This is a genomic window from Arthrobacter sp. Y81 (assembly GCF_002929335.1).
Taxonomy (GTDB): Bacteria; Actinomycetota; Actinomycetes; order Actinomycetales; family Micrococcaceae; genus Arthrobacter.
This window is the reverse complement of sequence record NZ_PJIL01000017.1, coordinates 48,749-74,280: the sequence shown is the minus strand read 5'-3', so window position 1 is coordinate 74,280 and position 25,532 is coordinate 48,749. Positions and strand designations below refer to the sequence as shown.

Here is a 25,532-nt window from a genome sequence, read left to right as displayed (position 1 = left end):
ACGCTATTTCCTATGCCTGAGACATTCAATGACCGGCACCGCGTGTCGTGGGAATACCCGCTAAATAGAGCGGAAATCGCCTTGGACCACTGCTGCCGGCCGGCTGGTTGCACAGCGCGCGTGAATGCTCGTCCCGGTGCTAATCCCGGGATTTCGTCCACTATCGTGTCACGGGATGCCGCGGCACGCTGACATCGTAGACCTGCACGGGGTTTTTCGGGTCCGCGGGCGCCTTAAGCAGGGCTTCGAGCACCTTCGCCTTGAGCTCCTTCTCCCCCGCATTTCCCCAGACAATTGTCTGTCCGTCCACCAGTTTGAGTTCGACGGCGTCAACGGACTTTGCGGAGGCATCGGACAGCTTCGCGAGCACGTCGGCAGGCAGTGCGGCCAGCACTCCCGTGATGGCCTTGAAGAGGTCCTTGCCGATCACTCCTGCCCCGCCGTCGATCACCGGCAGCTGGATGCTGGCGGGATCCGCGGTGGTGCCAAGCTGCACGCCGTCGACGTCGACCAGCTGGAAGACTTCCCCTTGCTTCACCAGGGCGACCGGGGTGCGTTCGCGGATGTGGACCACCAGCACCGACGGCGGCCGCGCCTCCGTGGTCACTTCCTTGACCTGGACAAGGGGCTCCAGCAGCTGCCTGACTTCGTCGTCGTGCACCTGGGGCAGCGGCTTGCCGTGCAGAGGTTCCAGCGCCCCCTGCACCTGCTCGGGCGTCAGCATTTTGGTGCCGTCCACCGAGACGGTCTGCACGGCGAACACGGGCGAGTAGACGGCCGCTGCGAGCAGGCCCGCGACCAGCGCCGCTGCGATGCACGCAGCAAGGATGATGTTGCGGCGGATCCGTTTGCCTTTGAGCTCCGGAAAGGACAGGACGTTATCCGGCGCCGGAGGAGCACTGGTGACGCTGCCTTCGGCGGCGGGCGCGGCCCTGGACGCGGAGATCACGTCCGCGCGTCCGCTGCCCGGATCGGCTTTGCCTTTCGACGCCGGGCCGCTGGTCTTGTAGCTCGGCCGGCGGGTGCTAGCCACCGGGCGCCTCTGCCTGCAGGGCCTCCACAATCAGCGGGCCGTAGGCCGTGACGTCGCCGGCGCCGGCCGTGAGCACAATGTCGCCGGGGGCCGCGTCCGCCACGATGGCACGGACTGCGTCTTCGGCGGACACGAGCCGCCCGCCGCCAGACAGCCGGTCCCCGATCAGTTGGCTGCTGACGCCCGGAATCGGGTCTTCCCGGGCCGGATAGATGTCCAAGACCAGGGCGGTGTCTGCGGTGTTGAGAGCTTCGGCAAAGTCGGCCGCGAACTCGCGGGTGCGGGAAAACAGGTGCGGCTGGAACAGCACGTGCACCTTGTGGTTCCCTGCCACGGACCGTGCCCCGGCCAGCGCCGCCCGGACCTCCGTAGGGTGGTGCGCGTAATCGTCATAGACCCGCACGCCCCGCCCCTCACCCTTGAACTCAAAACGGCGTGACGCACCGGAGAACCCCGCCAGTGCAGCCGATGCCGCTTCTGGCGCGACGCCGAGCTCCAGCGCCACGGCGAATGCCGCTGCGGCGTTGAGCGCATTGTGCCGGCCGGGGACCTGGAGCTCCAGCGCAAACTTCCCCGCAGGAGTGGACACCCAAACATCACCGGGTCCGCCGTCGTGCAGCCGCAGCCGCGAATCCTCTGCGGTGCCGTAGAGCACCACCCTGGTGTTGCCCCGGGCAATGGTTCGCTCAGCGAGGGCACGGGCGCCGGAATCATCGGCGCAGGCCACCAGGACGCCGTCGGCCGGCAGGAGTTCGGTAAAGCGGTCAAACGAGGCATACACGGCTTCGGCGGTGCCGTAGTAGTCCAGGTGGTCGGGTTCCACATTGGTGACCACGGCAATCCGCGGACGGTAGTTGAGGAACGATCCGTCGGATTCGTCAGCCTCGGCAACAAAGATGTCCGACGTGCCGCTGGCGGCGTTGACGCCCAGCGCCGGAACATTGGCGCCGATGGCAAAAGTGGGATCCTGGCCGGCACCCTGCAGCAGGACCGTGATCATCGACGTCGTGGTCGATTTGCCGTGCGTTCCGGCCACCGTGACCACGCGGTCGTCCGCCATGGTTGCAGCCAGGGCCTCCGAGCGGTGGAGCACCGGCAGCCCGGCGGCATGCGCGGCCTGGAGCTCAGGGTTGTCGGCGCGGATGGCAGAGCCGGCCACTACCGTCTGGGCGGTTCCCAGGTTTCCGGCCTCATAGCCCACAAAGATGCCCGCACCGGCAGCGGCGAGGTCGGCCATGACGGGCAGGTCCTTGGCATCGGAGCCGGTGACCGGGATACCGCGGGCCACCATGATCCGGGCAACGGCGGACATGCCCACGCCGCCAATGCCGATGAAGTGCACGCGGCCCAGGGATTCCTGGCTCCTCATACCGGAGCCTGCGGTGGATGTGGTCATTTGCTTACTGCTTCCAGGACAAGATCAGCCATTTGGCGATCGGCATTTCGGATACCCAGGGCTTCGGACTTCGACGCCATCGTGGCCAGCCGGGCCGGATCGGACAGCAAGGGGACGATCACTTTGCTGACCCATTCGGGCGTGAACGCTGCGTCGTCCACGACCAGCGCCCCGCCCGCCGCTACGGGGCCGGCAGCGTTCAGGGCCTGCTCGCCGTTGCCGATCGGGAGCGGAACGAAGACCGCCGGAACCCCCACGGCAGCGGTCTCGCAGACCGTGGCTGCGCCCGCACGGCCCAGCAGGAGGTCGGCCGCCGCGTAAATGTTCTCCATGCCGTCGACATACTCCACTTGGCGGTAGCCGTCCGCGGCGAGGGGCTTGCCATCGGCGTCGGGGACTGTCTTGCCTTTGCCGGTGATATGGAGGGTCTGGACACCTGCCGCGGCCAGGGCTTCCACGGACGCCGAGATCGTCCGGTTGATGCTCTGCGCACCGGATGAGCCGCCGGTGACAATGAGCGTTGGCCTGTCCTGGTCCAGCCCCAGCAGCTCACGTGCCGCCTGCCGCGCGGCGGCGCGGTCCAGCGCGGCGACTTCCCTGCGCATCGGCATGCCGACGTGCCTCGCCCCGCGGAGTTTCGTGCCGGCGAAGGCAACGGCAACGTGGCGGCTGAAGCGGGCGCCTACCTTGTTGGCCAGGCCGGCCCGGGTGTTGGCTTCATGGATAACGATGGGGATGTTGCGCCGCCAGGCGGCGAGATAGAGCGGTGTGCACACGTAGCCGCCGACGCCCACCAGGACGTCGGCTTCAGCGTCGTCGAGGATTTTTCCGGCCTGCCTGACAGCACCGGCCAGCCGTCCCGGGAGCCGCAGCAGATCAAGGGATGGCTTGCGCGGAAACGGCACGCGGCTGATGGTGGCCAGTTCCAGGCCGGCCGCAGGAACCAGCCTGGTCTCCATCCCGCTCGGGGTTCCCACGGCCAGGAGGCGGACCTCCGGGCGCACTTCCCGCAACGCGGCCGCTATGGCCAGGAGGGGACTGATGTGCCCCGCCGTTCCGCCGCCGGCGAGGACTACTGACAAAGGCTCGGCATTCATTAAGTGCTATTTACGCTTTCGTGTGGAGTGTGGGCGTCCGCCCTTGGTGCGGAACTTGAGCATCCGTTTGGGCTGGACGCTTGGCGCCATCTGTGCCCGTGCCAACGACAACACTACGCCGACGGCACACAGTGACATCAGCAGGGCCGATCCGCCATAGGAAATGAATGGGAGCGGCACTCCGATGACGGGCACGAGGCCCGTGACCACGGACATGTTGACGGTGGCCTGGCCCAGGAGCCACACCATGATGGTCCCGGCAAGGACCCGGTGGAACAGATCCTCCTGCGCCACCACCACGCGGTAGATCGCAGCACCCAGGATGGCGAAGAGAATGAGCACGACGACGGTGCCCACGAGGCCGAGTTCCTCGCCGATGATCGCGAAGATGAAGTCGTTGTGGGCTTCGGGGATCCAGCTGTACTTCTGCCGGCTCTGGCCAAGGCCGACGCCCAGCCAGCCGCCGGAGGCCAGGCCGTACAGCCCGTTGGTTGACTGGTAGTTGGCATCAATGCCTTCGCCACAGGAGTTTCCGGTCCACCAGGACGTGATGCGGCACATCCGGTTTGAACTGGTGACGGCCATGAACCCGGCCCCGGCCACGGCAACCAAAGCCGCAATGCCGAACATGTACAGCGGAACCCCGGCAAAGAACAGTGCAGCGGCCATGATCATCATGATGATCATGCCTGTGCCGAGGTCGTTTCCTGCCAGGACCAGGCCGATGATGCCGGCGGCGATGGGAAGGACCGGGACCACCACGTGCTGCCAGCGGTGGAGCAGCTTGGCCTTCACTGCAAGGACCGTGGCCATCCAGAGCGCCAGCGCCAGTTTGGCCGCCTCTGAGGGCTGGAAGGTGATGCCGCCGAACTCAATCCAGTTCTGGTTGCCGTTCGTGCTCGTACCGATCAGGAGCACGAGGACCAGGAGGACGTAAGCCCCGGCGATCCCCGGCCAGGCGAGCCGTTTGAGCCAGACAACATTGACGCGCGAAAGAACGAACATCAGGAAGACCCCGATGGCGGCGAACATGCCCTGCTTGAGCGCGGCCGTGTACGGCGACTCGCCGGCGGCAATGGCTTCAACGCTGGACGCGGAAAGCACCATCATGATGCCGATGGCTGTGAGCGCGAGGGTGGAGCCAAGGATGAGGTAGTAAGTGGAACCGTTGCGTGACTTTCCGGTTCCTTCCAGCTTTGCCCAGAAGCTCCGGTACCCGCTGCGCAGTTTCGCCAGCGGGGGCACATGGCCCTTCCCGGCACTCCCGGACGCCTGAACCTTTGGCTTGGACCCGGCCGTCCTGGCTGTCCGCGACGACGCCGGGGGCCGCGTTGCGCCCCGCTGTTTGGCAGCCGGGGCACGGGTGGGCGTGCTGACCATTGTTACTCCTCGCCGGTCTGAGCCTGCCCTTCCACGAGCCCGCGGACAGCTTCAATGAAGGCGTCCCCACGGTGAGCGTAGGAAGAGAACTGATCCATGGAAGCAGCCGCCGGGGCCATGAGCACAGTGTCCCCCGGAGAGGCCAGCTGTGCGGCTGCGGCAACGGCCTGGGCCATCACAGTTTCCCCGTAGATCGGCGAGGGCACTGCGCCGGCACCGGCCGCGTCGGCAGACTGCACATTTTCAGTGTCGCCCTTGGCGCGTCCGATAACGGGGACATCCGGTGCGTGTCGCTTGAGGGCATCCGTGAGCGCAGTCGTGTCCGCTCCGATCAGGACTACGGCCTTGAGCCGCGGGGCCTGGTCCTTGACAAGTTCGTCATAGCTCACACCCTTGGAGAGCCCGCCCGCGATCCAGATGACATTGCTGAAAGCGGACAGCGACGCCGCCGCGGCGTGCGGATTCGTGGCTTTGGAGTCGTTGATCCACAGCACATCGTTGTGGCGGGCGACCAGCTGGATGCGATGGGCTCCCGGGATGTAGTTCTTCAGGCCCTGCCGGACGGCCTGCGGCTCCACGTCGTAGGCCCGGACCAGGGCCGCCGCGGCCAGGGCGTTGGCCACCATGTGGCGCGGTGCCACCGGGCCGAGGTCCGCCATGGCGGCAAGTTCGGCAGCACTGTCCTTGCGCCCGGGGATGAAGGCACGGTCCACCAGGAGGCCTTCAACCACCCCGAGCATGCTGATGGCGGGCGTCACGGTGGTGAAGCCCACGGCCCGGCAGCCTTCCACGACATCCGCGTTTTCCACCATGCGTTCGGTTTCGATCTGCTCGGCGTTGTAGATGCAGGCCTTTTGGGTCCGTTCGTAGACCTTCGCCTTGTCGGCGAGGTACGAAGTGTAGGAGCCGTGCCAGTCCACGTGGTCCTCAGCGACGTTGAGGCAGACGCTGGCGACCGGTGAGACGGAGTGGCTCCAGTGCAGCTGGAAGCTCGAAAGCTCCACGGCGAGGACGTCGTACTCCACCGGGTCACGCAGGGCGTCCAGGATGGGCGTTCCCACGTTGCCGACGGCGATGGCTTTGAGCCCGGCGGCCTGCAGCATGGATTCGGTCAGGCCAACGGTTGTGGTCTTCCCGTTCGTTCCGGTGATGGTCAGCCAGTCCGCGGTCTTGCGGCCCTCCCGCTCGCGCACCCGCCAGGCGAGTTCCACGTCGCCCCAGACGGGGATATGGGTCCGTGCAGCCAGCGCGAGCAGGGCCTGGTCCGGGCGCCAACCAGGGGAGGTCACAATGAGTTCCGGTTTCTGGCCGTCGATCTTCGGCATGGAGTGCACCGCGTCCTCGCCGAGCAGGACATCCACGGCACCGACGATTTTCAGGGTGTCCGCCTGGGCCTTGGCGATCGGACTGGTGGCGGCGTCAACCACCACAACCCGGGCACCGAGTTCGATCAGGGTGTCTGCGGCGGCGAACCCGGAGACGCCTATTCCCGTCACGACGACCCGGAGTCCGGCCCAGTCCGAGTCCCAGCTCACCAGGTTATCGAGCCGGGGCGACGTTGCCAGCGGCGAAGGTATAGGACTGCTCACAGCAGGACCACCCATTCTGCGTAGAAGATACCGAGGCCCGCGGCGACGAAGAGGCCGCCGAGGATCCAGAACCGGACCACAACGGTGACTTCCGCCCAGCCCTTGAGTTCAAAGTGGTGCTGTAGCGGAGCCATTTTGAAGAAACGCTTGCCCTTGGTGATCTTGAAGTAGCCCACCTGGATGATCACCGACAGCGTGATGAGGACGAAGAGGCCGCCGATGAAGGCGAGCAGCAGTTCGGTCCGGGACAGGATCGCGAAACCGGCGACCGCGCCGCCGATGGCCAGCGAACCGGTGTCGCCCATGAAGATCTTGGCCGGCGAGGTGTTCCACCACAGGAAGCCCACCAGCGCTGCGCTGAGGATGGCTGCAAGGAGTGCGAGGTCCAGCGGGTCGCGGACGGTGTAGCAGCCGCCGCCGGCCTGCCGCGGAGAGCCGCAGGCCTGGTTGCTCTGCCAGATTCCCATCAGCGTGTACGCGCCGAACACCATGACCGAAGCTCCGGCCGCGAGCCCGTCCAGGCCGTCTGTCAGGTTCACGCCGTTGGTGGCCGCCGTGACGATCAGGTTGGACCACAGGACGAACAGGATGGCACCGAGGACGGTCCCGCCGAAGGCGAGGTTCAGCCACGGGATGTCCCGTACCAGGGAGATCTGCGTGGATGCCGGCGTCAGGCCATTCTCATCCGGAAAGTTCAGGGCCATCACCGCGAAAATGATGCCGACGGCTGCCTGGAGTATCAGCTTGGCCTTGGCGTCCAGGCCGAGGCTGCGCTGCTTGGAGATCTTGATGAAGTCGTCCAGGAACCCCACCAGCCCCATGCCCACCATCAGGAACAGGAGCAGCAGGGCGGAGGCGGACGGCCCGGGTGACCGCGGGTTCATCATCCACATGATGAGGTGCGTCAGCGCGTAGCTCAGCAGCACCGCAAACACGACGACTGTGCCGCCCATGGTCGGCGTGCCGCGCTTGGTGTGGTGCGACGTGGGGCCGTCGTCGCGGATGAACTGGCCGTAGCTCTTGCGGACGAGGAGACGGATAAACAGCGGGGTTCCCACCAAGGCAAACAGCAGGGCCAGGCCAGCGCCGATGAGCAGTGCAATCACAGCGACTCGCTCCCTTCAGTGGCGGTTGCTTGGGTTTGTGGAGGTAATGCTATCCGATCCCCTAGATGCCTCAGCCCAACACTGTTGGAGGACTTGAAGAGGACCAGGTCGCCGGGTTCAAGCTCGTTTTGGAGGAGGTCAAAGGCCTCGTCCGCGGTCTCGGTGAAGACGCATTCGTCTCCCCAGGAGCCTTCGTTGACGGCCGAGACGTAGAGTGAACGCGCCTCGCGGCCGACCACGACGAGGCGGGAGATGTTGAGCCTGACCACCTGGGTGCCGACGGCCATGTGCTCCCGGATGGAATCGGAGCCCAGTTCCAGCATGGCCCCGAGCACCGCCCAGGTGCGGCGGCCGCGGCCGAGGTCGGCCAGCGTCCGCAGGGCGGCCCGCATTGATTCGGGGTTGGCGTTGTAGGCGTCATTGATGATGGTGACGCCGTCCGCGCGCTCCGTGCGTTCCATCCGCCAGCGGCTGGCGGCCGACTGGGCGCTGAGGGAAGCCGCGATCCGCTGCCCTGGGACCCCCGCCGCATAGGCCGCTCCGGCCGCTGCCAGGAGGTTGGTCACGTGGTGCGCGCCGATGAGGCGGCTGCGGACCTGATACCCCGCTGCCTCAACCGGGAAGAAGAGTTCAAACTCCGGGTTTCCGGTTGCGTTCGTTTCCACGTGCGTGGCGCGAAGCCCGGCGTCCGGGATGTCTTCGGCGCCCTGCGCGGAGAAGCCCAGCACGTTGGCGCTGGTCCTGCCCGTCATTCCGGCAACGCGGCCGTCATCGAGGTTGATGACCGCCGTTCCGCTTTCCGGGAGGGCCTCGATCAGTTCCCCCTTGGCAACGGCGATGTTGTCCACTCCGCCGAATTCACCGGCATGGGCGGTTCCGATGCCCAGGACCACGCCGATCCGGGGCCGGACCATGTCCGCGAGATAGCGGATGTGGCCGATCCCGGTGGCACCCATCTCGATCACCAGGTAGCGGGTGTCGAATCCGGCCTTGAAAACGGTCAGCGGTACACCCACCTCGCCGTTGTAGGAGCCCTGGGGCGAAACGGTGTTGCCTTCCGCGGCGAGGATTCCGGCGAGCAGGTCCTTGGTGGTGGTCTTGCCGGCGGATCCGGTGATGCCGATAACGGTGAAGCCGGAGCCCTCGGCCTCACGGCGGGCCCGGATCCGGCGGACGGATTCGGCGGCCAGTGCGCCCATGGCGAGGACAGCGTCCTTCACCACGATGGCGGGATACGGGTTTCCGGAATCGTCGTGAACGTCACGTTCCACCAGGGCAAGGACGGCGCCGCGTTCAAAGGCCGCACCGATGAAGTCGTGGCCGTCAGCGGTCTCGCCGGACTTGGCCACATAGAGGGATCCCTCCGTGGCCTCCCGGGAATCCGTGACCACCGCGACGGGCGTGATGGTCGGGAGGGCGGCAAGGCGGCCGTCTGTAATTTCGGCAATTTCCGCCGCAGTAAATGCAATCATCTCGGTCTAGGACTCTATCCGCTCGTCGTTCAGAACCGTGAATCCGCGGGCTGTCAAGGCCTCGCGGAGCTCCACCCTGTCGTCGAGCGCCAGATTGACGCCGTTGACTTCCTGCCAGACCTCGTGGCCGCGGCCGGCCACGAGGATCGTGTCCCGCTGATCGGCCATGTCAACGGCTTGCCGGATGGCTGCGTCGCGCGGGTACGACTCAAGGATCGTGCATCCGAGGCCTTCGGTTTCCTGGGCGTGCCGGGCGCCGGCCAGGACGTCGGCACGGATGGCAGCGGCGTCCTCGTCGTGGGGGTCGTCGTCGCTGACGATGACTACGTCCGCAAGGCGCGCGGCGATGGCCCCCATGGCCGGCCGTTTGCCCTGGTCCCGCTGCCCCGTGGCCCCGAAGACCACGATCACCCTCGAGCCGGGCTCCGGTGAGCGCACGGCTTCCAGCGCACGCCGGAGGGCGTCCGGGTTGTGGGCAAAGTCGACGACGGCGGCCGGCGCCGTGGAAACGAGCTGCATGCGTCCGGGTACGGCTACGGTGAACGGATCGGCCGAGTCGAGCACTGACTGCAGCGTTTCAGCGTCGACTCCGCTGGCCAGCACCATAAGGGTCGCGAGGGCCGCGTTGGAGACGTTGAAGCCCCCGGGCAGGCCCGTATGGACACGCAGTTCCGTGCCGTCACGGTGGCTCAGCCGGAATTCAGTGCCAAGCCCCCGCGGTGCGGTGTCACTGACGGTCCAGTCGGCGGCGGATGCTGACGGGTCGGTGCCTTCGGCCGTTGCCAGGGTGGTGACCGGAATGGCTGCGCCGGCCGCGAGGCGCCTGCCCCATTCGTCGTCGATGGTGATGACCGCTGACCTGGCGCGGAGTGGTGTGAACAGCTCCGCCTTGGTCTGGAAATAATCGTCCATGGTGCCGTGGAGGTCCAGGTGGTCCTGGGTCAGGTTGGTGAAGCCGGCGACGTCGAACTGCACCCCGTCCACCCGGTGGAACGACACTGCGTGCGAGGAAACCTCCATGGAGGCAGCGTCCAGGCCGCGTTCGCGCATGAGCGCCAGCAGGGCGTGGATGTCCGTGGATTCAGGCGTTGTGAGCAGGCTGGGAATCGGCTGGCCGCCGGCCACGATCTCGATGGTGCCGATCAGTCCGGTCTTGCGGCCCAGCGCCTGAAGCAGCGCGTTGATGAAGTAAGTGGTGGTGGTCTTGCCGTTGGTGCCAGTGACGCCGAACAGTGACGGAGCGGCGCCCGTTTCCGGGCGGCTCTGGTAGATCAGCGCCGCGAGGCCCCCGACGGCGCTGCGGGGCTGGTCAACCACCAGGACCGGCACGGGAGTGTCTGCAGACAGCGCGAGGAGCCGCGCGCCGTCGTCGTCCGTCACGACCGCAACCGCCCCCGCCGTGACGGCCTGGGATACGAAGTCCGCCCCGTGCCGGGCTGCGCCGGGCAGCGCGACGTACAGGTCGCCCGGCTGCACCGTTCGCGAGTTCAGCGAAATGCCGGTGACGGGTATGGAACTGGAGGCCCCGGGAACTACGACGCCGACAGACTCGCCGATGGTGCCCAGGGGCACCGCGGCAACGGCCGTCGGCCGGAAGCCGGATCCGGACTCCGTGCCGTTCGTCGCGTCGGTGCTGCCTGGGGCATGGTGCTCTGACAAGTGGATCTCCGTTGGTGCTAGTGGATCACACCGGGCGTAGGGGAAGTTCCCCTGATGCGTACGATGTTGTGGACGTGCTACTTGACGTACTGGGGCAGCCTGACCGGCTCGCCCGTTGATGGCGGAACGTTGTAAGTCCGCAGAACCTGGCTCATCACCGAGCGGAACACCGGACCGTTGGTGATTCCGTAGATGCTGCCTTTGGGGCGCTGCAGGACAACTTCAACAATAAACCGAGGATCGTCCATCGGCGCCATCCCCACCATGGACGCCGTGTACCCGCAGTACCCGGATTTGCCGTCGTCGCACGGTGATTCGGACGTTCCGGTCTTGGCCCCGACGCGGTACCCGTCAATGGCCGCGTCCTTGATCTGGCCCTCGGTCACGGCGCTCTCCAGGATGTCCCGCACCTGCTTCGCGGTCTCCGGAGACACGACCTGACGGCTTTCCTTCGCGGGGACCTTTTCCTCGGTTCCATCGGGGTTGATGTAGCTGTCAATGAGGCGCGGCTGGAGCATCACGCCGCCGTTGGCAATGGACTGGTAGGCGCGGACGGTCTGCAGCGTGGATTGCGAGACACCCTGTCCGAACAGGACGGTGTACTCCTGCCGGCCGTCCCACTGATCGGCCGGGGTGAGGATGCCGCCGGCTTCAGCGGGCAGCCCGATGTCGGGTGCCTCGCCGATGCCGAACTTCTGCAGCCAGTCGTGGCGCTGTTCCTTGGTGAGGCGCGAACCCGCCATGACAGTTCCGGTGTTCATGGACCAGCCAAGGATTCCGGCCAGCGTCCGTTCCTCGGTGCCATGGTCGAAGGAGTCCGTGAAGACCTGGCCGTCCACTACAAGGGATGACGGGATAGTGAAATGGTCGAGCGGGCTGGACTTGCCCTCTTCGATCACGGCGGCCGCCGTGATCATCTTCTCCACCGAGCCGGGCTCGTAGGCGGCAGTCACCGAGCGGACGCCACGGTCCTTGGCAGCCACCTTGCCCGGGTCGTTGGGGTCCGGGGCGTTGGTGTCCGCCATGGCGATGATGTTGCCGGTCTTGATGTCCTGGACGATGATGACGCCCCATTCGGCGCTCAGCTTGTCCGACTGGCTCTGGATGGCCTGCTGCGCGAAGTATTGGAGGTCCGAATTGAGGGTAAGCCTGATGTCCTTGCCGTTGACGGCCGGAGTCAACTCGTCCACGCCCACCGGGATGCGCAGGCCGTCGGCGCCAATTTCGAAAAGCCGCTTGCCGGGAGTTCCCTTGAGGACTTCGTCCTGGGTCTGTTCCAGTCCCGCCTGGCCGCTGGCTCCGTCCTGCAGGAATCCGACGATCCCGCCGGCCACTGAGCCGTTCGGGTAAACGCGCTTGCTGGTGCCGACGGTGACTATTCCCGGGATCTGCAGCTTGGAGATCCGGTCCTCCATGTCGGGCTTGAGGTCCTTCGCCACGATGTAATAGGGCTTCTCCCCCGTCAGGGCGTCCTTGATGTCCTCGGGATTCTGTCCCAGGACAGCGGCCAGCTCCTCGATGCCCTTGTCCCTGGAGACAGTAACGAGCTCTTCCTTCTCACCGACGGTGTCCAGTCGCCTGAACGACTCGGTCTTGGTGTTGACCCGCTGATCCACCACCACGTTGTAACGGATCACGCTGTCGGCCAGGACCGTCCCGTTCGTGTCCAGGATGCTGCCACGTTCGGCAGGGAGCTCGATCGGGGTCAGGCGGTTGTTCAGTGCGGCCTCAGCCATCCCGCCGATGTCCAGCCCCTGGACCATGAACAGCTTGCCGCCAACCACAAGCAACAGTGCCAGCATCATGCCCAGTCCGAGGCGGAGCCTCCTGGTGGCGTTGGGCACTTTTGCGGTTGTCTTCTTGCCCGTGCTCTGCGCCACGATGAGTCCTTGCTGGTTGCGTACTGGTGGTGAGTCCTGTCAGTTACTGTCCCGGCGTCTTTTGCTTCGGCGCCGGAACGGAACCTCCGTGGAGATCAACCGCGGGCTTTGGCGCAGCGGCGGCCGGGGCTGCTGCCGCCGGTGCCGCAGGTGCGGGCTGTTTAGCGGCCTCAGCTTCCGCCGGTTTGCGGGCAGCCAGCGGATCCTTGGTGGTGGCGCGCGGAACGACAGTGAGCTGTCCGGCGACAGCCGGCGCTGCAATGACGGCGCCCGGCTTGTCACCCTTGGCCGCCGGTTTGGGGGTGCCGCTGACAGTCAACGTGGACAGGTCGATCTGGCCCTTGCCGGTGGAAGCAACCATGCCCAATTCTGCGGCCTTGGCAGCCAGGTTCTGCGGAGCATCGAAGTTCTGGACCTGCTGTGTCAGGTCCTGGTTCTGTTTCGTCAGCGTGGACTGGTCGCTCCGCAACTGCACCAACTGGTACTGGGCAGTGGAGACGGAGATGTTCAGGACCAGGACAGCCATCAGAGCAACAGCCAGCAGGGCGAAGCAGAGCACAACGAAGGGCGCCCGGCGCTTGCGCGGCGTGGAGCGGACTACCGACAGCGGCGTCCGCAGCTTCCGTTCGGAACCTCCGCCAGGCTTGAGCCCCGTGAGGGCACGGGCCGCCGTGCCGGACACGGCTGGGAAGTTCTTGGCAGCGGCGGTGCTCATGCGGCCCTCCTGGCTCTGATTCGTTCAACTGCGCGCAACCTGGCGGACGCTGCGCGTGGGTTTTCGGCGATTTCGTCGGCAGTGGGCACCTCGGTGCCCTTGGTCAGGGTCTTGAGTTCGGCCTTGTGCTCTTCCAGCTCCACCGGGAACCCCAGCGGCGCCGACGACTTTGAGCCGGCTTGGAAGACCTTCTTGACGATCTTGTCTTCCAGCGAGTGGTACGACATGACCACCACGCGGCCTCCCATGGCCAGGGCGTCCACGGCAGCAGGCACCGCGCGCTCCAGCACATCGAGTTCTTCGTTGACTTCGATCCGCAGTGCCTGGAAGGTCCGCTTGGCAGGGTGTCCGCCGGTCTTTGCCGCCCCTGACGGGACAACGGCGCGAATGGTGTCAACGAGTTCGCCCGTGGTGGCGAAAGGCTTCGCCTCGCGCGCCGCCACTATGCGGTTCGCGATTCTCCCGGCAAACTTCTCCTCACCCCATTTGCGGATGATGCGGACCAGATCCTCTTCGCTGTAGTTGTTCACCACGTCCGCGGCCGTCTGTCCCCGGCTCGTGTCCATGCGCATGTCCAGGGGCGCATCAAAAGAGTAGGCAAACCCGCGCTCACGCTCGTCGAGCTGCAGGGAGGAAACCCCCAGGTCCATGAGCACGCCGTGGACCTCGGTGACGCCAAGCTCCCGGAGAACATCGGGGATTTCGTCGTAGACAGCGTGCACCAGGTCAGTCCGGCCGGCGAAGGCTTTCAAACGCTCGCCGGCGAGGGCCAGCGCTTCCTCGTCGCGGTCGATTCCGATCAGGTGGAGGTCCGGGAACCGCTGGAGCAGGGCTTCGGAGTGGCCGCCCATCCCGAGGGTTGCATCGATGACCACGGGGCTGTCGCCGCGTTGGCGGGCTGCCTCGATACCCGGGGCCAACAAATTGATGCACCGGTCCTTGAGGACCGGTACATGGCGTTCGGACGTGGGTTTTGGCTGGTTGGGATCGCTCATACCGTTGTCCTTTCTTGCCGTTGTGCCTCGGGGGTGTTTCTTAAGCCAGATCCCCATCCGCGCCTATCCCAGCGCCCGCCTGGCTCCGGGGAAGTGAGCCAGGAAAACGTTCGGATGGGCGGCTGGAGATCTCGTTCAAGAAACGCTTCCGTCGTCGCCTCCGGGCGTCAGAAGATTCCCGGGATGGCGTCGTCGGTTTCGGAGAAGGAGGTTTCCTTCTCCGCCAGGTACTCATTCCAGGCCTGGGCATCCCAGATCTCCGCCCGGGAGCCGGCGCCAATGACGGCGAGCTCCCTGCCAAGACCTGCATATGCCCGGAGTGCGGGAGGAATAGTCACGCGCCCCTGCTTGTCAGGTACCTCGTCCGAGGCTCCAGAGAGGAAAACCCGGATGTAGTCACGAGTCTGCTTGGAGGAGATGGGCGCCTCCCGCATTTGCTCGTGAATCCGTCCGAATTCCCGCTCACTGAAGACGTATATGCAACGTTCCTGGCCCCTTGTGAGTACCAGTCCGCTGGCAAGTTCCTCACGGAACTTCGCTGGGAGGATGATCCGCCCCTTTTCGTCCAAACGCGGCGAGTGAGTGCCAAGAAACATGGCCACCCGCCTGTCTGTCGTCAGGAGCTGCACGTCCCCTGTGCTGCCACTACCCTCTTACTCGCTCCACTTTACTCCACATCGCTCCACAGTCAACGCGACACGAAAAGATTCATCCCGGGATTGGACGAATAATCCCCCGGAAATACAGGGTCCCGGGGGCGTGGTGGAAAGTGGAGGGGTTACGGCGTTGAGTGGCGCACGCGGACGTCCCCTGGGAGGACGACGGCGGGAGGCCGCACCCACCGCGATGGGCCTCCGGGATCGCCGCCCCGGATTGTCGGCGTTTAAAAGCAAAAGACCCGCCGGGGCGGGTCTTCATGCGGGTCTGCCGGAGGCAGGGTGGTGCGAAGTGGAGCGTTAGCGAACGGCTGTCACGGTTCGCCGCGGCGGCGTTCGTCCCAGCGTTCCTCAAGGCCGCTCATGAATGAGCTGCGCCCTTTGCCGGTTTTCTTGGCGCCGGACGATTTTGCTTTCCCGGCGGCGGAACTGCGCATCGTTGCGAAATAGACTCCGGCTCCCATCACAATGAAACCGAGGACACCAACAAAAATGTTCTGAAGTGATACGCCCACCAGCAGGAGGAGAACACCGGCCAGGGTGGCCAATACGCCCATCACAATATGGCGCGTGGACCAGTTGCGGCCCGGATCCGATCCCATTGAGTTGGCAAACTTCGGATCGTCCTCGTGCAGCTGCTTCTCCAGCTGCTCGAGCAACTTCTGTTCGTGCTCCGAGAGCGGCATCACGACCTCCTTAAGTCGGCCAACGTCCGGACGTGCCGTGGCCTCTGGTTCTCAATCCGATAACGTCCGGCATGCGCAGGAGGTTCCCGGCCACCGTATACCGGAGGACCCGGGTTCCACGCATTCGGACGACGGACTGATGCAGCTGGCCGTTCAGTAATTCCAGACGTTCGAAATCTACGTATATCTAAGGATAGTTTGTTGTGCCCTGTTCTGAAAGACGCTGCGGGCGGGGCCGGGCGGGGCACAGGCGCCTTGTCCGCCGGGGAGCCCGGAATGCCTTCCGGGGGCGGGTACCGCACTCAGTCGGCGGTGTTGTACGGGTCAAGCAGCCGCGCCGGAAGCACCGATTTCGCGCCGAACTTCTCAGCCACCCTGTCCAGGACCTGTTCTGCCGCTCGCCAATTGTCATCGCGGCGGTCCAGGCTGAGCTGCAGTGAAGTGTGGGCGGCATCATCGAGCTGCTCCGCCCTCACTCCGACAAGGCGGACCGTCATGGGCCGCGTGCCCAGCGATTCGAGGAGCTGAACGGTGACGGCATAGATCAGCTGAGCACTGTCAACCGGGGCGTGCACGGTCCTGCTGCGTGTGATGGTGGAGAAATCGGCGTAGCGGAGTTTGAGGGAGATGGTCCTGGCAACCATTCCTGTGCTTCGGAGCCGCTCGGCCGTCCGGTGCGACAAACGCAGCAGCTCCCGGTGCAGGAGCACGTCATCGGCCGTATCCACAGCGAACGTTTCCTCGGCACCGATGCTCTTCTCCAGGCGGACCGGAGTCACCGGCCGGGGGTCTATCCCCCACGAAAGCCTGTAGACGTGCTCGCCGGAGGCCCCCAGCGATTTCTTCAGCGAGGCCGGCGGCGTCGCGGCCACATCCGCCACAGTCCGGATTCCCATGCGCGCCAATACCTCGACCGTCTTGGCTCCGACACCCCAGAGCGCGTTGACCGGAAGACTGTGCAGGTAGGCAACTGTCTCATCGGGCGCGATGAGCAGGAGTCCGTCCGGCTTGCACCGGGTGGAGGCTATTTTGGCCACAAATTTGCTGGCAGCTATGCCGACGGATGCGGTGATGCCGAGCTCGCCCAGCACGCGCCGGCGGATAATCTCACCGATCTCGCGCGGACTTCCCAGCCGCCGGATGGCTCCGCCGACGTCGAGGAAGGCTTCGTCGACACTCAGGGGCTCCACCAGGTCCGTGATGGACCCGAAGATCGCCATCAGCTGTGCAGAAACCTCATAGTAGAGCTTGTGCCGGGGTTCGATGATGATTGCCGAGGGGCACATGCGCGCCGCGACCGCCATGGGCATCGCGGACTTCACCCCGAAGGCCCGGGCTTCATAGGAGGCGGACAGGACAACCGAACGCTCCGCCGGGTAACCGACGATCACCGGCTTTCCGCGCAGGCCCGGACGGCTGCGGAGTTCCACCGAGACGAAAAAAGCGTCCATGTCCACATGCAGGATGCTGCTTCGACGGAGCTCCCTGAGGGTCGCTTCGAGCTTCTGTTTATCCTGTTCCGACCCCACGCCTACAATCCTATGCCGTGGGACTGACTAAACTGGAGGCTGAATCCGGCGTCAACACCAGGAGGACAGTTTCTGTGAAGGTAATTGGAAAGCTCAAGCCTGCGGGCTGTGCCGTGATCGTGGCCGGCGCCGTGCTGGCCCTGGCGGCATGCACCCCGGCCGATCCCGGCGCCAAGGCCTCGGGGACGGCCAGCGCTTCAGCTTCCGTCACTGAACAGGCATCCACCACTGCACCGGCGAGCCCTTCGGCGTCACCCGGAACCACAGCAACCGTCGGCGCGCTCGTCTCCGGCTTCCCGGAAAAACTGCTGCCGGTCATGCCCGGGTCAAAGGTGGTCTCGAGCAGCTTTGACAAGACGTCCACTCCGGCGACCGCTGCCCTGGTGGGAAACATCACCTCCCCGGCTGCCGCCGTCGTGGCTTTCTATACGAAAGAGATGGAAGCCCAGGGTTTCAAGGCTGTGCCCGGGGAGAATGTGGGTGCAGTGGCGTCAAAGGACTTCCTCCGTGGTGACAACGAAACCGTGAACATAGCAGTGGTGGAAACCGGCGGGGTCTCCACGTTCACGATTGGCGCCAACGTCGCAGCCGAGTCCGCCAAGTGACGGTCGCCGAGCAGCTGCGCCTCGAGCAGACGGCGTTCGTGGCCGCCGTCGCCGGCAAGCTCAACGACTTCCTGGCCACCCGCCAATCCGTGATGTCCGCCATATCCCAGGACATCGATCCGCTGATGGGCTCCATCTCCAACCTGGTCACCGGAGGCAAACGGCTGCGGGCACTCATGTGCTACTGGGGCTGGCGCGGCGCCGGCGGAGATGCGGCGGCCACCGAGGTGGTCACTGCGGGATCGGCGCTGGAGCTGTTCCAGGCGGCGGCACTGATCCACGATGACATCATTGACCGTTCGGACACACGGCGCGGAGGCCCCAGTGTGCACCGCCGCTTCAGCCAGCTGCATGAAGCCCAGGGCTGGGCCCTGGACAGTGAACGCTTCGGTCATGCCGCCGCCATCCTGACCGGGGACCTGTGCCTCTCGTTCAGCGAGGAGACGTTCACGGACATCGGCGAGGCGGCGGCCTCGGGAAGCCAGGCACGGCTGATCTTTAACCTGATGCGGGCAGAGGTGATGGCGGGCCAGTACCTGGACATCCTGGAAGAGGTCGCGGGACCCATGCGCGACCGCGCCGGTGCGGTCAGCCGCGCCCAGTCCATCATCCGGTTCAAGTCGGCAAAATATTCCACAGAGCACCCGCTTGCCCTGGGCGGTGCGCTTGCAGGCGCCTCCGATGAACTGCTCCGCGGCTACTCGGCATTTGCCCTGCCCCTCGGCGAAGCCTTCCAGCTCCGGGACGACGTCCTGGGAGTCTTCGGCGATCCCGTCACGACCGGCAAGCCCGCGGGCGATGATCTCCGGGAAGGCAAGCGCACGGTCTTGGTGGCCTTCACCCTCGACCAGGCGGCACCGGAAGAATCCCGTTTCCTTGACGCAAAGCTCGGAAGCCCGGACCTCTCGGATGCGGACGTGGAGGAAATCCGGCGCATCATTGTGGACTGCGGAGCACTCCAGGCAACTGAAGTACTGATTGAGGAATTCGGTCGGGCAGCATTCACGGAACTCGACCTGCTGCCGCTGGAAGACCTGCCCAAGACGGCCTTGCGGAAGCTGGCCGAGGCAACCGTCAGCCGCGCCGCCTGAACTCAGCGGCGCGGCCCGGCGCTCATCGGGACTTAGCGGGGATCCTGGAGGGTACTACCAGGCGAGGGACTGTGCCCTGCGGCGGATTTCCGTCTTGCGGCCTTCACGCAGTGCGTCAATAGGCCGGCCCCGCAGTGATTCATCCGGGGTGAAAAGCCACGTAATCAGCTCCTCATCGGAGTAGCCGGCATCCGACAGGACGACGATGGTCCCCTTGAGGCTTTCCACCGGATGGCCGTCCTGCATAAAGTCGGCGGGCACCGAGCGGATTCGACGGTCGCCGACCCTGAGCGCGACCAGCGCCTTTTCGTCCAGCAATCCATGGACCTTAGTGATGGAAACGTTCATCAATTCTGCAACGTCGGGCAGCGGCAGCCATTCGCCTACAAGGCTTTCTACAGTACTCACGGAACAAGATTGCCACGGAAGCGCTATTGCGCCTAGTCAGCGGGAGGCGGCGGCCTGAACCCGCAAATCGACACTCCGAAAAAAGGCATATGGACAATGCCCGACAATTCTTGTGCTAATCGGTAATTCGTGAGAGATTCACATAGATCACATTTGCACCAACACTAACTTTAGTAACACTAGTATCATTCGTAACACAGGCCTGACCGACAGCACTCGCCGCTGAGAAGAGGATCATCCCCATGACGACGCCCCGATCGCCAAAGCAGCACCCCAGGCCGAGCCTGCCTGTGATTGCGGCAACTACGGCCGCCCTTCCGGCAGTCGTCCTGTCCTCCCTGGCCATGGCCCAGCCGGCAGCGGCCGAATCCCGCCCGCGGACCGTGCCCGCCACGCTCGCTGCGGCCATGCAGGCCCAGGAAGCGGCACTGAAGTCAGGCGTCATCCCTGCGGCGTCGGTTTCCACGTCCATTCCCAGCTCCCTGCGGCCCGCCCAGCCCGCGGCGCCGGCCGAGTACACCATTGCCCGCGGCGACACCATCAGCAGCATCGCGGGCCGCTACGGCCTGGACACCTACGCGGTCCTGAAGCTGAACAACCTGCAGGCGAACACCGTCATCTATCCGGGGCAGAAGATCAAGCTGACCGGTTCGGCTGCGGCCCCCTCCGCCCCCGCGGCCAAGCCTGCTGCCCCCGCAGCAGCCACAGCCAGCACCGGCGGCAGCGTCTACACCGTCAAATCCGGCGACACACTGGGCGCCATCGCCGCACGGCACGGCGTCAAGCTGTCGGAAGTGTTGAGCTGGAACGGCCTCAACATGAGCTCCATCATCTACCCGGGACAAAAGGTCAAGATCGGCAGCGGCCAGTCCGCGGCCCCGGCCGCCAACCCCGCACCGGCTCCGGCGCAAGCCCCGGCACCGGCACCGGCCGCCAGCTCCGGCTCCTACACGGTCAAGTCCGGCGACACACTGTCCGCCATTGCCGCCAAACACGGCGTCAAACTGTCAGACATCCTGTCCGCGAACAAGCTGACCATGTCCAGCATGATCTACCCGGGGAACAAGCTGGTCATCCCCGGAGCCTCGATCCAGCCCGCCGCCAGCGTCACTCCCCTGGTGCCGGGTTCGTTCCTCGGGTTCACCTACCCCGCGGCTGTGGTCTCGTCCGCCAACCAGAACAAGGCCCTGCTCAACGCCTCCCCCGTGCCCAGCCGGGAACAGATGAAGTCGATCGTCGCGGACACCGCACGGCGGATGGGCGTGGATCCCTCGCTCGCTCTGGCGTTCGCGTACCAGGAGTCCGGTTTCGACCAGCGCGCCGTTTCACCGGCCAACGCGATTGGCACCATGCAGGTCATCCCGACGTCGGGCGAATGGGCTTCGGACCTTGTGGGCCGCAAACTGAACCTGCTCGATCCGTATGACAACGCAACGGCAGGCGTGGCCATCATCCGCCAGCTGATCAGCACCAGCAAGGACATGGACCACGCCATCGCCGGGTACTACCAGGGCCAGTACTCGGTCAGCAAGTACGGCATGTACGAAGACACCAAGTCCTACGTCGCTGCGATCAAGGCACACAAGAAGAACTTCAGTTAATCCGTTCCGGCACGCGTCAAAAGCGTGCCGGGTGGGTAACGATACGGGTCCGGATTGCATGTCGATTCGGGCCCGTTTCCGTGTAGCACTTAGGATCGTAGGGTGCAGGAAAAAGTGTCGGACTCCCTCGTTGGAACGCTGGTGGACAACCGTTACCGGGTCCAGTCCAGACTGGCGCGCGGCGGAATGTCCACCGTTTACCTCGCAACGGACCAGCGCCTCGAGCGCGACGTTGCACTCAAGGTCCTTCATCCGCACCTGGTGAACGACGGTAACTTCCTGGACAGGCTGGGCCGGGAAGCTAAGGCCGCGGCCAAGCTGTCCCACCCTCATGTCGTAGGCGTCCTGGACCAAGGCTCCGATGGACCGACCGCCTATCTGGTGATGGAATACATCAAGGGCCACACCCTCCGCGACGTGATCAGGGAGAAAGGCGCGCTGTCTCCCCGCCTTGCCCTGGCGCTGATCGACCCCGTGGTGGAAGGGCTGGGGTCGGCCCACGCAGCCGGCCTGATCCACCGGGACATCAAACCGGAGAATGTCCTGATCGCCGATGACGGGCGCATCAAACTGGGTGACTTCGGCCTGGCCCGGGCGGTCACCACCTCAACGAGCACAGGAGCCCTGATCGGCACGGTGGCATACCTGTCGCCGGAGCTGGTGCTCGGCAGGACCGCGGATGCCCGCAGCGACATCTACTCGGTGGGCATCATGCTGTACGAAATGATCACGGGCAAGCAGCCGTTCGACGGCGAAGTCCCCATCCAGGTGGCCTACCAACATGTGAATTCCTCGGTGGAAGCCCCTTCGGCCAACGTGCCGGGGCTGGCTGCCGAAGTGGACGAGCTGGTGCAGTGGTGCACGGCGAGGGACCCCGAGCAGCGCCCGGTGGACGGCAACGCGCTCCTGTCGGAGCTAAGGCACATCCGTACCAACCTCACCGATGCCGAACTGGATCTTCAGCCACCGGCCGCGACCGCCGCCGTCGCCCATTCACCGGCAGGGGTGCGCCCGCCTGCACACCCGCCTGTCGGGTCGCCGCCTCCTGCACATCAGGACCACACAGAGGTCCTGTCCGCCGGACAGCATCCAACAGAAATCATCTCGCGCCAGAGCAATCCCACCACGGTACTCTCGTCGTCACCGCGGCACCCGGGCCAGTTCGGTGCCCTGGCGGCCCCGGCTGAGCCGGAAGCCGCTTTCGGGGATACCGAGGACGAACCGGACACCGCGTCCCCGATGAGCAAACGGGCACAGCGCAAGCTTGACCGCGACGCGGCGAGGGCGCAGTCAAAGGCAGCGTCTACGCCGGTCCGGTCGCTCCGCGAAGGCAACCCCCGCCGTCGGGGCCTCCTCTGGATCATCATCCTGGTGATCGCGGCGCTGCTGGCAACGGGCGCAGGCTGGTTCTTCGGTATGGGGCCCGGGTCCCCGGGGACGATTCCCCGGGTCGCCAACAAGACAGTGGCGGAAGCCCAGCAGCTGCTGGGGACCGCCGGATTCCAGTCCACCACCAAGGATGTTTTCGACGACGACATCCGGGCCGGTCTCGTGGTGGGCACCGAACCTGAGGCGGGGCGGGAAATCCGCAAGTTCCAGCCGGTATCGCTCTTCGTTTCCAAAGGTCCCCAGCTGTTTCCCCTGCCCGGAATGAGCGGCAAGTCCCTGGACGAGGCAAAGAACGAGCTCAACGGCGCCGAGATGGCACTGGGCACCGTCACCGAGACCTTCAGCGAAACAGAGCCCGCAGGCACCGTCCTTGCCCAGGATCCTGCGGCCGGCACTCCGGCCCGGCGCGGTACGCCCGTCAGCCTGACCGTCTCCAAGGGACCCGAGCCCATACCGGTGCCTGACGTGCGTGGGCAGGACCAGGGCGCCGCGGTCAAAGCGATTGAGGCCGCAGGCCTGAAGGCCGTCATCTCGCCTGAAACGGTCAACGACAAGAAGGTCCCCAAGGGCGCTGTAGTAGCCCAGGAGCCGTCTTCCGGCGCCCTGACGCGCGGCGAGTCCGTCACGCTCACGGTGTCCAAGGGCCCCAAGCTCGTGGATGTCCCCAGCTACATCGGCAAACAGGCCAACGATGCCCGCAAGGCGCTGGAGAAGCTCGGCTTCGAAGTCCGGGTGAACAACATCCTGGGCGGCTTCTTCGGAACAGTGCGGGACCAGGATCCGGTGAACACCCAGGTGCCTGAGGGTTCCGTCGTAACCCTCACCGTCGTCTAGGCGGTATGGGGGCGGCGGACCGCCGCAACGCTCGGGTCACGTCTGAATGGCGTCCCCACAAAAAAGCTCCGCCCGGCTGGACCAGCCGGGCGGAGCTTTTTTCTGTCAACCGTTGCGGGGGTCAGCGCTTGGACAGTGCCCCTGCGACGAGGAAGGCCATTTCCAGGGACTGCATGTGGTTCAGGCGCGGATCGCAGACCGATTCGTAGCGGTCCAGGAATGCTTCCTGGTCGATGGGGTCGGCGCCGCCGAGGCACTCCGCGACGTCGTCACCCGTCATCTCGACGTGCAGGCCGCCCGGAATGGTGCCCAGCGAGTGGTGGACCTCGAAGAAGCCGCGCACTTCGTCAATGACGTCATCGAAGTTGCGCGTCTTGTAGCCGTTGGGCGAGGTGACCGTGTTCCCGTGCATGGGATCCGTAACCCAGAGGACCTGCGCGCCGGAGGCCGTGACCTTCTCAACGATGGCGGGGAGCTTCTCGCGGATGTTGCCCGCGCCCATCCGGGTGATGAAGGTGAGCCGGCCCGGTTCGCGGTTCGGATCCAGCTTGTCGATCAGCCGCAGGGCGTCGTCGTCGGACGTCGAGGGGCCCAGCTTGACGCCGATCGGGTTGCGGACGCGGGAGAGGAAATCGACGTGGGCGTTGTCGAGCTCGCGGGTGCGTTCCCCGATCCAGAGGAAATGCGCCGAGGTGTCGTACGGAAGTCCCGTGCGGGAGTCGATGCGGGTCAGTGCGCGTTCGTAGTCCAGCAGCAGCGCCTCGTGGCTGGCGTAGAACTCCACGCGCTTGAGGGCCTCGAAGTCCGCACCGCAGGACGCCATGAACTTGATGGCACGGTCGATGTCCCGCGCCAGCGACTCGTAGCGGGCGTGGGCCGGGTTTTCGGTGAAGCCCTTGTTCCACTGGTGCACCAGGCGGAGGTCCGCGAAGCCGCCCTGGGTGAAGGCACGGATGAGGTTCAGCGTGGAGGCGGACGTGTGGTACGCCTTCAGCATCCGGCTGGCGTCGTGGGCGCGGGATTCCGGGGTGAAGTCGTAGCCGTTGACGATGTCGCCGCGGTAGGCGGGGAGCGTCACGCCGTCGCGCGTTTCGTCGTTGGAGGAGCGCGGCTTCGCGAACTGTCCGGCCATGCGGCCCATTTTGATGACGGGCATCGCCGCGCCGTAGGTGAGGACGACGGCCATCTGCAGGATGGTCTTGACCCGCGCGCTGATCTTGTCAGCGGTGGCTGCCTCGAACGTTTCCGCGCAGTCCCCGCCCTGGAGCAGGAAGGCCTTGCCTTGCGCAGCAGCGGCGAGCCGTTCACGCAGGATGTCCACTTCGCCGGCGAAGACAAGCGGCGGAAGGACGGAGAGTTCCTTCACGGACGCGTCAAAGACCTCTTTGTTTTGCCAGCTGGGCTGCTGGGAGACCGGCAGTTCCCGCCAGTGGTCCAGTCCCGGATAGTTGGCGGCACCGCTCTGGGCGGTACTGGTCAGCAGGGAGGCAGGTTTTGCAGATAGCTCAGTCACACTACAAGACTAGTTCCCGGATCCGGGTTTCCGCACCGTACCCGTCATTCGTCCCAAACAGGCGTCACAGAACCGGGGTACGGGAACAAGCGTCGCTGAACCGGCGTCACGCTTTCCCGGGTTCCGCGGGGCCGCTGCCGGAGCCGGCTGGGCCCTCAGTGGGTTTGCCCGCCAGCCGCAGTTTGACCACGGCCGCGTATTCGTCCACGTACTCCTGCCCGGACAGGCGCATGAGTTCGTACATGATTTCGTCCGTGACGGACCGCTGGATCAGGCGGTCTTCCTCCATGCCGTAATACCGGCTGAAGTCCAGCGGTTCACCGAAGATCATGCCGATGCGCCGGATGTTCGGCATCCGTTTCCCGATGGGCTGGACCTTGTCCGTTCCGATCATGGCTACTGGAATCACGGGAACCCTGGCCTGCAGGGCGAGTTTCGCCACGCCGACCTTTCCGCGGTAAAGCCTCGAGTCGGGGCTTCGGGTTCCTTCCGGATAAATGCCAAGCAGCGAACCGTGCGTGAGGACGTCCATTCCGGCGTTGAGCGAAGCGGCGGAGGCCGCTCCGCCGGAACGGTCCATGGGCAGCTGGTTCGTCAGCCGGAAAAAGAGGGCCGTCAGCCTGCCTTTGAGGCCCTTGCCGGTGAAGTACTCGGACTTCGCCAAAAAAATCACGGGGCGCGGCACCATAAGGGGCATAAAGATGGAGTCGGAGAAGGACAGATGGTTGGAAGCCAGGATAGCTGCGCCTTCGGCGGGGACGTTGTCGAGCCCCTTGACCCAGGGCCGGAACAGGAGCTTGAGCACCGGTCCCAGAACGAACGTCTTCATGAACCAATAAAACACGTGGCGTACCTCTCCGGAGGGCGTCTGACCGGCCCTCCGTCGGGTCCGGCCAGG

Annotated in this window: 21 protein-coding genes; 4 read left to right on the top strand and 17 right to left on the bottom strand. The window is 65.4% G+C overall.

Annotation, left to right across the window (positions count from 1 at the left end; all coding sequences use genetic code 11):
* Window positions 1-160: 160 nt before the first annotated feature.
* From CXQ91_RS19235 to dinB, 14 genes are all read right to left on the bottom strand, one after another.
* Window positions 161-1,033, bottom strand: a complete 873-nt coding sequence (locus CXQ91_RS19235; RefSeq protein WP_104175488.1) for a cell division protein FtsQ/DivIB — start codon at window positions 1,031-1,033, stop codon at window positions 161-163.
* On the bottom strand, window positions 1,026-2,429 hold the full coding sequence (murC, locus tag CXQ91_RS19230) for a UDP-N-acetylmuramate--L-alanine ligase (RefSeq protein WP_104175487.1): 1,404 nt from the start codon (window positions 2,427-2,429) through the stop codon (window positions 1,026-1,028). Before murC ends, CXQ91_RS19235 begins: the two co-directional genes overlap by 8 nt.
* The gene (gene murG / locus CXQ91_RS19225; protein ID WP_104175486.1) at window positions 2,426-3,526 is read right to left on the bottom strand and encodes an undecaprenyldiphospho-muramoylpentapeptide beta-N-acetylglucosaminyltransferase; all 1,101 of its coding nucleotides are present in this window, start codon (window positions 3,524-3,526) and stop codon (window positions 2,426-2,428) included. Before murG ends, murC begins: the two co-directional genes overlap by 4 nt.
* A gap of 6 nt (window positions 3,527-3,532) precedes the next feature.
* On the bottom strand, window positions 3,533-4,906 hold the full coding sequence (gene ftsW / locus CXQ91_RS19220) for a putative lipid II flippase FtsW (protein WP_104175485.1): 1,374 nt from the start codon (window positions 4,904-4,906) through the stop codon (window positions 3,533-3,535).
* A 2-nt stretch (window positions 4,907-4,908) separates the two neighbouring features.
* A complete protein-coding gene (gene murD / locus CXQ91_RS19215; protein ID WP_104175484.1) occupies window positions 4,909-6,510 on the bottom strand; it encodes a UDP-N-acetylmuramoyl-L-alanine--D-glutamate ligase in 1,602 nt (533 codons plus the stop codon).
* Window positions 6,492-7,601 carry a phospho-N-acetylmuramoyl-pentapeptide-transferase gene (gene mraY / locus CXQ91_RS19210; RefSeq protein ID WP_104175483.1) on the bottom strand — a complete coding sequence of 370 codons (1,110 nt, stop codon included), beginning with the start codon at window positions 7,599-7,601 and terminating at the stop codon, window positions 6,492-6,494. The genes murD and mraY overlap by 19 nt, the downstream gene beginning before the upstream one ends.
* Window positions 7,598-9,073 carry a UDP-N-acetylmuramoyl-tripeptide--D-alanyl-D-alanine ligase gene (gene murF, locus CXQ91_RS19205; protein ID WP_104175482.1) on the bottom strand — a complete coding sequence of 492 codons (1,476 nt, stop codon included), beginning with the start codon at window positions 9,071-9,073 and terminating at the stop codon, window positions 7,598-7,600. The genes mraY and murF overlap by 4 nt, the downstream gene beginning before the upstream one ends.
* 6 nt (window positions 9,074-9,079) lie before the next feature.
* Window positions 9,080-10,732 carry a UDP-N-acetylmuramoyl-L-alanyl-D-glutamate--2,6-diaminopimelate ligase gene (locus CXQ91_RS19200; RefSeq protein ID WP_104175481.1) on the bottom strand — a complete coding sequence of 551 codons (1,653 nt, stop codon included), beginning with the start codon at window positions 10,730-10,732 and terminating at the stop codon, window positions 9,080-9,082.
* A 77-nt stretch (window positions 10,733-10,809) separates the two neighbouring features.
* Entirely contained in the window at window positions 10,810-12,612 is a 1,803-nt protein-coding gene (locus tag CXQ91_RS19195) for a penicillin-binding protein 2 (protein ID WP_104175480.1), read from the bottom strand.
* Between the two features lie 43 nt (window positions 12,613-12,655).
* A complete protein-coding gene (locus CXQ91_RS19190) occupies window positions 12,656-13,327 on the bottom strand; it encodes a hypothetical protein (protein ID WP_104175479.1) in 672 nt (223 codons plus the stop codon).
* Window positions 13,324-14,322 carry a 16S rRNA (cytosine(1402)-N(4))-methyltransferase RsmH gene (gene rsmH, locus CXQ91_RS19185; protein WP_104175478.1) on the bottom strand — a complete coding sequence of 333 codons (999 nt, stop codon included), beginning with the start codon at window positions 14,320-14,322 and terminating at the stop codon, window positions 13,324-13,326. Before rsmH ends, CXQ91_RS19190 begins: the two co-directional genes overlap by 4 nt.
* 167 nt (window positions 14,323-14,489) lie before the next feature.
* A complete protein-coding gene (gene mraZ / locus CXQ91_RS19180) occupies window positions 14,490-14,918 on the bottom strand; it encodes a division/cell wall cluster transcriptional repressor MraZ (protein ID WP_011691421.1) in 429 nt (142 codons plus the stop codon).
* Window positions 14,919-15,292: 374 nt separating this feature from the next.
* The gene (locus CXQ91_RS19175; protein WP_104175477.1) at window positions 15,293-15,664 is read right to left on the bottom strand and encodes a DUF3040 domain-containing protein; all 372 of its coding nucleotides are present in this window, start codon (window positions 15,662-15,664) and stop codon (window positions 15,293-15,295) included.
* 302 nt (window positions 15,665-15,966) lie between these two features.
* Complete coding sequence (gene dinB / locus CXQ91_RS19170) at window positions 15,967-17,193, bottom strand: DNA polymerase IV (protein ID WP_104175476.1); 1,227 nt, start codon at window positions 17,191-17,193, stop codon at window positions 15,967-15,969.
* A 74-nt stretch (window positions 17,194-17,267) separates the two neighbouring features.
* Here dinB and CXQ91_RS19165 point away from each other — a divergent pair, with 74 nt between their 5' ends.
* Window positions 17,268-17,798: a hypothetical protein gene (locus tag CXQ91_RS19165; protein WP_104175475.1), complete on the top strand. Its 531-nt coding sequence runs from the start codon at window positions 17,268-17,270 to the stop codon at window positions 17,796-17,798.
* Complete coding sequence (locus CXQ91_RS19160) at window positions 17,795-18,889, top strand: polyprenyl synthetase family protein (protein WP_104175474.1); 1,095 nt, start codon at window positions 17,795-17,797, stop codon at window positions 18,887-18,889. Before CXQ91_RS19165 ends, CXQ91_RS19160 begins: the two co-directional genes overlap by 4 nt.
* A gap of 54 nt (window positions 18,890-18,943) precedes the next feature.
* Here the strand turns inward: CXQ91_RS19160 and CXQ91_RS19155 are convergent, their stop codons facing one another.
* Window positions 18,944-19,297: an Rv2175c family DNA-binding protein gene (locus CXQ91_RS19155; protein ID WP_104175473.1), complete on the bottom strand. Its 354-nt coding sequence runs from the start codon at window positions 19,295-19,297 to the stop codon at window positions 18,944-18,946.
* 242 nt (window positions 19,298-19,539) lie between these two features.
* On the opposite strand from CXQ91_RS19155, the gene CXQ91_RS19150 reads away from it, so the two are divergent.
* Window positions 19,540-20,898 carry a lytic transglycosylase domain-containing protein gene (locus tag CXQ91_RS19150; RefSeq protein WP_104175472.1) on the top strand — a complete coding sequence of 453 codons (1,359 nt, stop codon included), beginning with the start codon at window positions 19,540-19,542 and terminating at the stop codon, window positions 20,896-20,898.
* Between the two features lie 102 nt (window positions 20,899-21,000).
* On the top strand, window positions 21,001-23,121 hold the full coding sequence (locus CXQ91_RS19145) for a Stk1 family PASTA domain-containing Ser/Thr kinase (protein ID WP_104175471.1): 2,121 nt from the start codon (window positions 21,001-21,003) through the stop codon (window positions 23,119-23,121).
* A 121-nt stretch (window positions 23,122-23,242) separates the two neighbouring features.
* Here CXQ91_RS19145 and CXQ91_RS19140 read toward each other — a convergent pair whose 3' ends face one another.
* Both CXQ91_RS19140 and CXQ91_RS19135 read right to left on the bottom strand, forming a co-directional pair.
* Window positions 23,243-24,634: a class II 3-deoxy-7-phosphoheptulonate synthase gene (locus CXQ91_RS19140; RefSeq protein ID WP_104175470.1), complete on the bottom strand. Its 1,392-nt coding sequence runs from the start codon at window positions 24,632-24,634 to the stop codon at window positions 23,243-23,245.
* A gap of 106 nt (window positions 24,635-24,740) precedes the next feature.
* A complete protein-coding gene (locus CXQ91_RS19135) occupies window positions 24,741-25,478 on the bottom strand; it encodes a 1-acyl-sn-glycerol-3-phosphate acyltransferase (protein ID WP_104175469.1) in 738 nt (245 codons plus the stop codon).
* Between the last annotated feature and the right edge of the window lie 54 nt (window positions 25,479-25,532).